Annotated in this window: 9 protein-coding genes; 7 read left to right on the top strand and 2 right to left on the bottom strand. The window is 61.8% G+C overall.

The features are described from left to right. Both PZA18_RS12355 and PZA18_RS12350 read left to right on the top strand, forming a co-directional pair. Positions 1-308, top strand: a 308-nt coding sequence (locus PZA18_RS12355) for a hypothetical protein (RefSeq protein ID WP_284101149.1), incomplete at its 5' end; no start/stop codon positions are given. A 122-nt stretch (positions 309-430) separates the two neighbouring features. After that, positions 431-2686 (top strand): tetratricopeptide repeat protein, encoded by a 2256-nt coding sequence (locus PZA18_RS12350; protein WP_284101148.1) that lies wholly within the window; start codon positions 431-433, stop codon positions 2684-2686. A 52-nt stretch (positions 2687-2738) separates the two neighbouring features. Here PZA18_RS12350 and PZA18_RS12345 read toward each other — a convergent pair whose 3' ends face one another. Then, on the bottom strand, positions 2739-3209 hold the full coding sequence (locus PZA18_RS12345) for a DUF4124 domain-containing protein (RefSeq protein WP_284101147.1): 471 nt from the start codon (positions 3207-3209) through the stop codon (positions 2739-2741). A 246-nt stretch (positions 3210-3455) separates the two neighbouring features. On the opposite strand from PZA18_RS12345, the gene PZA18_RS12340 reads away from it, so the two are divergent. Continuing rightward, complete coding sequence (locus tag PZA18_RS12340; RefSeq protein ID WP_284101146.1) at positions 3456-4919, top strand: amidase; 1464 nt, start codon at positions 3456-3458, stop codon at positions 4917-4919. 24 nt (positions 4920-4943) lie between these two features. Next, positions 4944-5405: a YaiI/YqxD family protein gene (locus PZA18_RS12335; RefSeq protein ID WP_284101145.1), complete on the top strand. Its 462-nt coding sequence runs from the start codon at positions 4944-4946 to the stop codon at positions 5403-5405. A 13-nt stretch (positions 5406-5418) separates the two neighbouring features. Here the strand turns inward: PZA18_RS12335 and PZA18_RS12330 are convergent, their stop codons facing one another. Beyond that, positions 5419-6189 carry a hypothetical protein gene (locus tag PZA18_RS12330; protein ID WP_284101144.1) on the bottom strand — a complete coding sequence of 257 codons (771 nt, stop codon included), beginning with the start codon at positions 6187-6189 and terminating at the stop codon, positions 5419-5421. Positions 6190-6416: 227 nt separating this feature from the next. Between PZA18_RS12330 and PZA18_RS12325 the strand changes: the two genes are divergently transcribed. From PZA18_RS12325 to PZA18_RS12315, 3 genes are read left to right on the top strand one after another with little or no spacing between them, the layout of a single operon-like run. Next, the gene (locus PZA18_RS12325) at positions 6417-7349 is read left to right on the top strand and encodes an AAA family ATPase (RefSeq protein ID WP_284101143.1); all 933 of its coding nucleotides are present in this window, start codon (positions 6417-6419) and stop codon (positions 7347-7349) included. Between the two features lie 21 nt (positions 7350-7370). Next, a complete protein-coding gene (locus PZA18_RS12320; protein WP_284101142.1) occupies positions 7371-8711 on the top strand; it encodes a DUF58 domain-containing protein in 1341 nt (446 codons plus the stop codon). Continuing rightward, complete coding sequence (locus PZA18_RS12315) at positions 8708-10597, top strand: transglutaminase-like domain-containing protein (RefSeq protein ID WP_284101141.1); 1890 nt, start codon at positions 8708-8710, stop codon at positions 10595-10597. Before PZA18_RS12320 ends, PZA18_RS12315 begins: the two co-directional genes overlap by 4 nt. Positions 10598-10599 lie beyond the last annotated feature (2 nt).

Below are 10599 nucleotides of genomic sequence, written 5' to 3'. Positions count from 1 at the left end.
GGTTTGGGCCTGCTGCCGCGTTAAAAATCGCGTGGCTTATCACTAAGCGGCGCGCTTTTTGCCTTGCATCAGGCCCAAACCCGACGAAACGCGATCCGGAAATAAAACGTCAACAGAGCCTAATCTCGAAAGGAAATTTCATGAATCTGCTCAAGCCTCTGCTCGTTGCACTGGTCTCCTTAGGTCTGGCAAGTACTCCGGCGCTGGCTGCCCACAAGCCGGACCACAAGAAGCACGCCAAGCACCAACATGCCAAAAAGCATGTCAAGCACCACCATAAGTCCCACGCCAAGAAGCACGACAAGTAAATCCGGCTAGCGTCCCCAACGCCGGCCACAGTATGCGGATTCACCAGGGCGCCACATGGCGCCCTTGTCACGTCGGCTTCAGCCTGCTATCAAACCGCCACCATTTCTACCGACCAAACTCCATGACTCCGCAAGAAGCCCTGCGCCTGGCCATTCGCCATCATCAAGCCGGTGAACTCGCACCGGCGGAACAGATTTACCGCCAGATCATTCAAGCCGCCCCGCAATATGCCGATGCCTGGCACCTGCTGGGGGTATTGGCCCACCAGTGCGGTCAGCCTGCCCAGGCCATCGAGTGGATCAGCGAAGCCATCCGGCTGAATGCCAAGGTGGCAGACTTCCATAGCAATATCGCAGAAGCCTGGCGCGCCAATGGTGACGGTGTCGCAGCTGAAGCGGCCGCACGACGGGCGATTGCACTGGATGCCCGGCACGGCAGCGCTTTTGTACACCTGGGACTGGCGCTGGATGCACAGGGGCGTGTCGAAGAAGCAATCGGCGCCCACCGCAAGGCCGTGTCACTGAAACCAGAATCGCCACAGGCCTGGAACAATCTGGGCAACGCCCTCAAACAGGCCGGACGACTGGCCGATGCGCTGGATGCCCTGCAAACCGCCGTCAAACTGGCGCCACAACTGCCAGCCAGCCGGTACAACCTGGCCGAGACCCTGCGCCAGGCAGGCGACACCGCTGGCGCGCTCATTCAGTTCGAAACGGTGCTCGGTCAGGCGCCACAGCTGATCGAAGCCCTCAAGGGTCGCGCAGACTGCCTGAGCAGTCTCGGTCGCTGGGAAGACGCGGAGGCCGGGTATCGGCAAGCCCTGGCACTTGCGCCGGATCACGCGGACAGCTGGTGCAATCTGGGGCTGTTGCTGTTGGAAATGGGCCGTCGTGATGAAGCGATTGCCTGCCAGCGTCAGGCGGTCCAGCACCAGCCAGCGCATGCTGCCGCCTGGAACAATCTGGGCATGGGGTTACGGCAGAACAACCGGCTCGCCGAAGCGGAAGCGGCGCATCGGCGCTCGCTGGCTTTACAACCGAAAATGGCCGAAGCGCTGGTCAATCTGGGAGTGGTACTCAAGGCTCAGGGCAAGGTTGCAGAAGCCATTGCCGCGAGCCGGCAGGCGCTGGCCATCAAGCCCACACTGGCACAGGCAGAAAGCAATGCCTTGTTCGATATGCATTACCTTTACCCCGCCCCCAGCGCCGACGCTTTCCTGCAAGCGCACCAGGACTGGGCCGCACATCATGGGCAGACCCAGCCCATATCCCGGCCCAAGCAAGAGGCTGGCAACCGTCGGCTGCGCATCGCCTATATCTCGCCAGATCTACGTGCCCATCCGGTTGGCTTCCTGCTCGCAGAGGTTCTGCCCTATCACGATCGTGAGCGCTATGAAGTGTTCTGCTATGCCGACGTCGGCGCCCCCGACTCGATGACAGCCAGATTGCAAGCAGCGACCGAACACTGGCGCACCATCAGCGGCCTGAATGATGTCGACGTTGCCAAGCAGGTGGCGGAGGATGGCATTGATGTTCTGATTGATCTGGCAGGCCATACCGCCAAGCAGCGACTCGGTGTTTTCGCACGCAAGCCTGCGCCTGTTGCCATCAGTTGGTTGGGCTACTGCAATACCACCGGACTACCGGGCATGGACTTTATTCTGACGGATCCACACAGTAACCCGATGACAGGTCCGCAACGCTTCAGCGAAAGCGTGCTCTACCTGCCCCACAGTCGCTTCTGCTACGCCCCACCCGCTTACGCACCCGCCATCGGGCCCCGACCCGAGCGTGCCACGGTTTTTGGCTGCTTTAATAACTACGCGAAGCTGAACGATGCCGTGCTCGATTGCTGGGCCCGTATTCTTGAGCGCTGCCCCGATAGTCGGCTGATACTGAAAACGCAGGAACTGGACGACCTGGACACCCGAGCCGCCTGTCTGCAGCGGTTGGCCCAGCGCGGCATAGCCGAGCGCACCGAATTGCGTGGCTACAGCTACCACGCCGACATGCTGGCCGAGTACGCTGACGTGGATATCGCGCTTGACCCATTCCCGTTTACAGGCGGCATGACCAGTCTGGAAGCGCTATGGATGGGCGTGCCCCTTATTACTTTGGCGGGTGACAGCATGGTGTCACGCCAGGGCGTGAGTTTTCTCAAGGTATTGGGGCGGGAGGCGTGGATCGCGACGGATCTGGATGATTACATCAATCGCGCCTGCCAGTTGGCACAAGATCGCGTGGCGCTTACTACTCTGCGCAGTCAGCTGCGCGAACAACTGGCGCAATCGCCACTGTGCGACGGCCAAGGTTTTTGTCAGGATCTGGAACACCGTCTGCAAAGTGCCTGGGACACCCTGCAGACGGCGCCACGCTGATTGCTTGACCACGTCGCGACAGCTGGCTTGAAGCAGGAAAAGACCGATCCGCTTAATGAGGCTTGTTCGGCTTGACCAGATGACCGCCGGGCCGCTCATCGGGGTTCAGTGGGCGACTCATTTCCCGCTCGTTGGCAATACGAGAGGGATCGGTACAGTTATTACCGCGATTCGCTTCGCATTCGGCAATGATCTGTTGATCAGTACGCGGGTCTACCCAGGGCTTGGGCTGACTGCCAGTCTGAGGTTTTGCGGGCTCTGCAGGCTTGGCAGCTTTTTCCGGGCCGGTGGTTTTGCCTTCGGGCGGCCGCGAAGCCGAGGGGGCCAACGACTCGGCAGAGCTACGGATAGGCGTTACCGTGTTGGTGGGCAACTTGAGGGACGTGCCACTTTGCCCTGTGGGGCAGGGCGCCTCGCTATAAGTAATCTTGCCACTGCCATCCCGGCACTTGAAAACCTCTGCCTCAGCCTGGCCAAGCAGCATCGCACCAGCCAGTATCAAGAAAGAACGCGAGAAAGACATGGAATACCTCAGACAGGCAAAATTGCATTATACCAACAGCATAGACCAGTAAATCGAACCGTCCAGCCGCAAATCACTGCCGCTTGCACGGATCAGACGGTGAGCTGCCGTTGAGCCGCCCAGCCGGGTTCTGTTGAAACTGCCCTGAAACGGCATTTTCAGATCAGAAATCAGGCGCCCGCAGCGCCTACGTATGACCCGGTAGACCCATGCCGTACCCAAGGCCCTTAGCCAGAGAACCACGCCATGCCCGATGCCATTGCCCTTGCCGACGCCATCCGACGCGGAGAAACCACGGCGGAAGCCGAGCTGGAAGCCGCCATTAGTCGATGCGAATCGCTCAATCCACGCCTGAATGCGATTGTCTGCAAACTCTATGATGAAGCACGCGCCAGTCTGGCCAATCTGCCAGACGGCCCATTCCGTGGCGTGCCCTTTCTGCTGAAAGACCTGCTGAGCCCACTGGCCGGCGCCCCGCTCAGCCAGGGGTGCAAAGCCTTGCGTCATTTCAGGCCCGATCATGACTCCGAATTGGTGAAACGTTTCAAGTCGGCCGGTCTGGTGATCTTTGGCAAGACCAGCACACCGGAATTCGGTTTGGTCGGTTATACCGAACCGGAGGCATTCGGTCCTTGCCGTAACCCGTGGAATCTTGATCGCTCGGTAGGCGGCTCTTCGGGAGGCTCGGCTGCAGCCGTTGCAGCGGGAATCGTACCGATCGCGCACGGTGGTGATGGCGGCGGCTCGATTCGCCTGCCCGCTGCCAATTGCGGCGTATTCGGTCTCAAGCCCAGTCGTGGCCGGCTGCCCACCGGCCCCGATTACGGTGAAGTCTGGTCCGGCGCTGTGGTCGAGCACGCGCTGACACGCTCGGTGCGTGACTCGGCAGCCCTGCTGGATTGGCTGGCCGCGCCGGATGCTGGCGCGCCCTATCTGATCGCGCCTCCGCCCACCTCGTTCAGTGAGGCGGCACGCACCCGGCCAAGAGCCTTGCGTGTTGGTGTCATTCTGGAACACCCCGAAGGACGGCGTCTGCACCCCGACTGCCATGCTGCCGTCGAAGCCACGGTCGATCTGCTACGCGAATTGGGCCATCAGCCCGAACCCGTGCCCCTGCCCTACGATTACGCGCTGATGGTCGATAGCTATCTGCAGATGTATTACGGCGAAGTGGCAGCAGATCTGCGCGAGCTGGCTGGCGTCTTGGGCCGCCCGGCCAGACGCGAGGATGTCGAGCTGGCCACCTGGGTTCTAGGCAAGCTCGGCCATCGTCGGCGCGCCGCAGATTTTGCTGCAGCCCGCCGACACTGGAACACTCTGGCACGCAGCATGGGGCGCTTTCACCAGCAATACGACCTGCTGCTGACCCCAACCCTGGCTGAGCCCCCTACCCGCATTGGCGAGTTGCAGCCCACGGCCAAGGAAAAATTAGGTCTGGAGTGGCTAAGCCGGCTCGGTCTGGTTGCATTGCTCGACCACCCCATTCACCAGCAGGCAATCCGCAATTTTGCCCGCATGCCGTTTACGCAGATCGCCAACCTGACCGGGCAACCCGCCATGTCGATACCGCTGTACTGGAGTGCCGACGGCCTGCCCATCGGCAGCCACTTTATTGCCCCGAATGGGGACGAAGTTACCCTGTTCCAATTGGCAGGCCAGCTGGAAAGTGTTGCCCCGTGGGCTGGCAATTGGCCGCCCGTCCATGCCTGAACCTCATTCAACGAGTGACCTATCATGAAAATCTGGGTGGATGCCGATGCCTGCCCGAGGCCGGTGAAAGAAATGCTGTACCGCGCGGCCGAGCGCACCCGACTGCCGCTGATTCTGGTGGCGAATCAATTTCTGAGCGTGCCGCCCTCGCCGTATATCCGTGCCCTGCAGGTGGCAGGGGGGTTTGATGAGGCAGACCACTACATCGTCGATCAGCTGCAGCCCGGTGATCTGGTGATCACGGCCGACATTCCCCTGGCAGCCCGCGTGGTTGAAAAGGGCGGCAAGGCGCTGGACCCACGAGGCGAACTACACACCGATGCCACCATACGGGAACGGCTGTCCGTGCGGGACTTCATGGAAGAGTTGCGCAGTGCCGGCGTCGAAACCGGTGGACCGCAGGCATACGGCCAAAGCGAGCGACGGGCTTTCGGACGGGCACTCGATAAGCTGCTGCTCGGCTATCCGCGCCGTGTGGATTCTTAGGTGCTGTGACCCCTCACTCCTGCCTGGCGGCTTCGGTGCGTTTGCGGTCGAGGAATTTCTTGTAAAGCTCACTGACGCGCCCCTGCTGCAACATCAATGATTGCCCGGCCAGCACCATTTTAGGTCTCGACCCCTCGACGGCCGCGCTGCCGATGATTTTCCAGCGCTCACCATCAAAACGCTGGGTAAAGGCCAGCGGGCTGTCGGGGTCTTTCCCAAGCCCTTCGAAGACGGCAAGCAAGGCTGGATCTTTCAGCATCTCGCGGGTTGCATTGCGGGTTTCCTGCTCGAACGCGGCGATGTCTGCATCCCCCGGAAAATCTGCCTTGATGGCTGCCAGGATAAAAGGGGCCACATAGGCGTCCACCAGCCGGCGCACACGCTGCTCTTTGGGCGCGGCCAACCAGCGGGCAAAGCCGCCGACATCCGACGGTTGCAGTCCACCGCAGAAGGCCAGGGTCGCGGCGTTCATATCAAAACCGATGATCGGCCCGTTCTGGGCCTCGAAGCCATCAAGCGTCTGGCTGACCACGCCTTGCGCCTCCAGCCATTCCGCATCCTGCGGCCCCCAGTTGCTGACACCACCAAACGCCGACATCGACAGCGCCTTCTGCATCAGAATCTTGCGCAGCTTGGGCCCCATCAGGGCAATGACCTTGTTCATATAGGGAAAATCAGCCGGGCGGGTAGCTTTGCGCAGCAGATCCGGGCAATCCGCATCAGCCGCCAGAGCCGGTTGCGTTAGCCACAAGGTCGCCAGCATCAGCAGAACAGGCAGTTTCATAAGCACCTCGGGATTCCAATTAACGCTGCAGCGTCTGGGCTTCGTTGTAGCAAAGTCCGCTGCAGGGTGCAGCACCAGGCAGCCAACCGGTCAACGCTTGCCGACCTGCGGCAGTTTTCGTAGAGGGGGCAAAGCAGCAAATCGGCCACGCTCTGCCATGATGAGACTATGGTGGAGCCACCGGACTGCGGCACAATGGCCCCCCGCCTCCCACCGGAAAGGCTTCCATGACCGCCCCCTCTATTCCTCAGGCCATTGCTGCCAATCTGGCAACGGTACTGCACGGCCAGGACGCGAATGTCCGCAAGATTGTCTCGGCGTGGATCGCCGGCCTGCATGTACTGCTCGACGATTATCCGGGCACCGGCAAAACCACCTTGGCCAAGGCCTTGGCACGCTCTGTCGAAGCCCGATTCTCGCGGGTGCAATTCACACCCGATCTGTTGCCCTCAGACATCGTGGGCGTCTCGATCTTTGATGCGCAAGCACATGCCTTTGTGTTTCATGAAGGCCCCGTCTTTGCGAATGTATTGCTTGCCGACGAGATCAACCGCGCCTCGCCGCGCACCCAGTCGGCTTTACTCGAAGCCATGGCGGAAGCGCAGGTGACCGTAGATGGTCAGCGGCGCGCCCTGCCGGAGCCTTACTTCGTTATCGCCACACAGAATCCGGTTGAACAGGCCGGAACCTACCCCCTGCCGGAAGCCCAGATGGATCGCTTTGGCATTCGCCTGTCGCTGGGGTATGTCAGCCATGCCGAAGAGGTGAAGCTGCTCGACTATCGCGCCACACATCATCCGCTGGATGAACTGGCCGCCTGCGTCAGCATCGCTGATCTGCTGGCGGCGCGCGAAGCCGCTGCGCGTATCACGGTCGCACCGGCGTTGCGCGAATATATCGTGACCCTGGTGCAATCGACCCGGCAGCAGCCTGACGTCCATATGGGCGCCAGCCCGCGTGCCTCAATTGCCATGTTCCAGCTGGCGCGCAGTCTTGCCCTGTTTGATGGAGAAAGCTTTGTGACGCCAGATCTGATTCAGAGCATTGCGCCGGATGTCCTGGCCCATCGACTGGCGCTCGACCCGCAAGCCCGCTACGCCGGCCGTACGGCACAGGATGTGGTACGCGACATCCTGCAGCGCGTACCGGTGCCGGTTTAAGCCGGCGCATTGGAAACAGGCATGGGCAAGCTGCGCTTCTTTCGTCTGGTTTATCTGAGCTCACACTGGATACGTGACCGGATGACACCGGCAGGTCTGGTCATCTCGGGCCTGACGGCTTTTGCCGGGGCTTTCGGTCTGGATACCCAGATGAATCTGGCCCATATGGTGTTTTCATTGGGGCTGAGCTTATTGCTGGTCGATAGTTTCTGGTTACGCTGGACCCGCCATCGTCCCATCACCCTGCGCGCCGAAAGGCGCTTGCCGGAGTTCGTCACGGCTGGCGAACCGGCCCGCTATCGGGTAAGGGTGCAAAACACCGGCAAACGCCCACTGCCGCCGCTGCGGCTGGCTGAGGTGCTGCAGCAGCCCTGGCCCGCCGCAGAAGCCCTGCGGCACCGTGCCGAATCATTGGCCGTCAACCGCTTTGACGCCCGTGTCGGCTACCCCGCCTTCATTGATCTGCTGCGTCGCCTGCGCGCACTCGACGTCGAGCCCTTCGCGCTGATGCCACTGCTGCCCGGCCAGCAGCAGGACGTGGAAGTCGTCGCCCAACCCAATGCGCGTGGACTGGCGATCTTCGAGCACATGCTGATTCTGCGCAGTGGCCCGCTGGGCCTGATGCAAACCCGGCAGAGCCTGCATGTGCCGGTTGCCTCGCTGCCGGTGCTGCCAACCCGGCAACCGATACGGGTCGAGCCTGCTTCCAGCCTGCGCCATCTGCAGCCGGGCGGGATTTCGCTGGCGCAACGGGTAGGCGATGCGGAAGAGTTCCGCTCGTTGCGGGATTACCGGCCAGGAGACCCCCTGCGGGCGATTCACTGGCGCAGTTATGCCCGTACTGGCCAGCCGGTGGTCCGCGAGTATCAGGAAGAGTTTTTTGCGCGGCACGCACTGGTGCTCGACACTGCGGCGCCCTATCCCTTTGCACCAAGCTTTGAGACGGCCGTGTCGATTGCCGCCTGGCTGGTTGCCCAGCCCCACGACGCCGACGCCCTGCTCGACCTGCTGTTCGTCGGAGATCGGGTGCATCGCCTGACCATGGGGCGCGGCCTTGGTAAAGCCGACTCGCTATTACGCATTCTGGCCACCGTCCAGCCCTCTCCCCCTGAAGGCATCGAACCCCTGCTGGCGACGCTCGACCGCAACGCTCCGCAGGTCTCGTCAGTGATCGCGATTTTTCTCGCCTGGGATGCCCCCCGGCAAAAAGCCATCGAACGCTTGCTGGCGCGCGGCATACGACCCCAGGTCTTTCTGATTGAGGAACACTCCGCGAGCCAGGATCTGGCAGATAGCCGGCTGGCCGGCGTGGTGCAGCGCCTGACGGCCAGCCAGCTTGATGCACAGGTGGCCTCCCCATGAAGACCTCCCCCATCCTGCTGGCACTGGGCCTGATGTTGTGGGGATTTGCCAGCACCTATCCGGTGATCGGTGGCGTGCTGGCCATTGCCTGGTTGGTTGCGGCCCGCAGCCATGCCCATCTGACCCTGGCGGAGCCCGATCTGATGCGGGTGGTCGATCTGACCGCCGTCGCTGCCATTCTCACCACCGGCGGCCTGCTCGCGGCACAGGGCCTGCCAAATGGCTTATTGCTGGCAACCGGCTGGCTACCGCTTGCCCTGTTCCCGCTAATGGTGGTTTCCCGTCTTAGCAGCACGCCGGTCACGCTGCGCCATCTGGCTTACTCACTGCGCCGCTCACACCACCCGGAAGCGCAGCGTCCGGTTGATCTGCTTCCCCCCTATCTGGCGGTTACGCTGCTGGCGGCAGGCACCATCGCCAAGCCCAGCCCGTGGTTCTATTGGGTGCTGGCGCTGTTGATTGGCGGCTGGCTGTTCGCAGCGCGCCCCAAACCCCATAGCGCCCGATTGGCTGCGTTCATTGCAGCGAGTCTGCTGGCCATTTCTGGGGGATTTGCCCTGGGTTTCGGCCTTGAGCGAACGCAGCTGGCCTTGCAGCAGTGGATCAGCGATGTGTTATCGAATGCCGATGCAGACCCATTTCGCAGTCAGACACGTATCGGCGATCTGGGACAGCTCAAACTGACCGAGGGCATCGTCTGGCGGGTGGAAAAGGTTGGCAGTCGGCGCAGCCCGCTACTGCTGCGCACTGGCGTCTTTTCCTACTATAGCCGTGGTATCTGGGGCGCTCACCGCAACGCCTTTGAACCGATGCCTCCAGTACGCGGGGCCGCCCAGGTGTTACTCCACCTGCAAGGCGAAACCCGGAAGGGCATGGCTTTGATTCCAATGCCTCTGGAAGGCGGCCGCCCCGAAGGCCATGCCGGGGGGCGTGTCGATCGTGGCAGTTATGGCGTCATCCGCATCAGCGATGCCAGCACCGAGCTGGATCTGACCATCCTGTCCCAAGCCCACACCCTACCGCCACCGCCCGAGACGGCCGATCTGTCGGTACCGCAGGATTTTCAAAAGCTGTTCAACCAGTTGCCGGCGTTGCACGGCCTGCGTGAGCGCCAGCCCTTGGCGCGTCTGGTCGGGCTGGAAAGCTGGTTCCGAGAGCATTTTCGCTACACGCTGTTTCTGGGGGACCAAAGTACCGGTGCGCGTGATCTGGCACGCTTTCTACTCAAGGACCATGCCGGCCATTGCGAATACTTTGCAACGTCCACCGTGCTGATCCTGCGCTCCCTCGGCATCCCGGCGCGTTATGTCACCGGTTATTCGGTACAGGAATACAGTCGGCTGGAACGGGCTTATCTATTGCGCAACCGGCATGCCCATGCCTGGGTCGATGCCTGGATTGACGGTCGCTGGGTAGAGGTGGATACCACCCCTTCAACCTGGCTGGAGGCCGAAGAGGACGCCGCCCCTTTCTGGTTGCCAGCCTATGATCTGCTGTCCTACCTCGGTCGTCGCCTGGGCGAGTGGCGACGGGATCTGATGTCTCTGGAGCCATCAAGCTGGCTGGTGGCTTTTGCCGGCTCGACCGTGCTGGTGCTCGCAGCCTTGTTGTTACGCCGCGTGCGCAGGCAGCAGCAGAAGCGGATAAAACCCACCCGACAGCAACGGTATCAGGTGCCACCCAGCAGTGAGAGCGCCGCCTTTTTGAAGCTGGAACGAGAGCTGGCTGCCCTCGGGCTCGCCCGTCATGCAAGCGAACCGCCCCGAAGCTGGTTGCAGCGACTCCGGCAGGATGGGCAAAGTGTGCTGACTACCCCCCAGCTGGAGCAGGCACACAGCATTATCGAGGCGCTTTACCGGCAGCGTTACAGTGGCCAGCCGAGTTGAGC

It is taken from the genome of Parachitinimonas caeni (assembly GCF_030129945.1).
Taxonomy (GTDB): Bacteria; Pseudomonadota; Gammaproteobacteria; order Burkholderiales; family Chitinimonadaceae; genus Parachitinimonas; species Parachitinimonas caeni.
This window is presented reverse-complemented; position numbering and strand designations above follow the sequence as displayed.

Coding starts and splice junctions, on each gene's coding strand:
- PZA18_RS12350 (WP_284101148.1), top strand. CDS start 431: ATGACTCCGCAAGAAGCCCTGCGCCTGGCCATTCGCCATCATCAAGCC.
- PZA18_RS12345 (WP_284101147.1), bottom strand. CDS start 3,209: ATGTCTTTCTCGCGTTCTTTCTTGATACTGGCTGGTGCGATGCTGCTT.
- PZA18_RS12340 (WP_284101146.1), top strand. CDS start 3,456: ATGCCCGATGCCATTGCCCTTGCCGACGCCATCCGACGCGGAGAAACC.
- PZA18_RS12335 (WP_284101145.1), top strand. CDS start 4,944: ATGAAAATCTGGGTGGATGCCGATGCCTGCCCGAGGCCGGTGAAAGAA.
- PZA18_RS12330 (WP_284101144.1), bottom strand. CDS start 6,189: ATGAAACTGCCTGTTCTGCTGATGCTGGCGACCTTGTGGCTAACGCAA.
- PZA18_RS12325 (WP_284101143.1), top strand. CDS start 6,417: ATGACCGCCCCCTCTATTCCTCAGGCCATTGCTGCCAATCTGGCAACG.
- PZA18_RS12320 (WP_284101142.1), top strand. CDS start 7,371: ATGGGCAAGCTGCGCTTCTTTCGTCTGGTTTATCTGAGCTCACACTGG.
- PZA18_RS12315 (WP_284101141.1), top strand. CDS start 8,708: ATGAAGACCTCCCCCATCCTGCTGGCACTGGGCCTGATGTTGTGGGGA.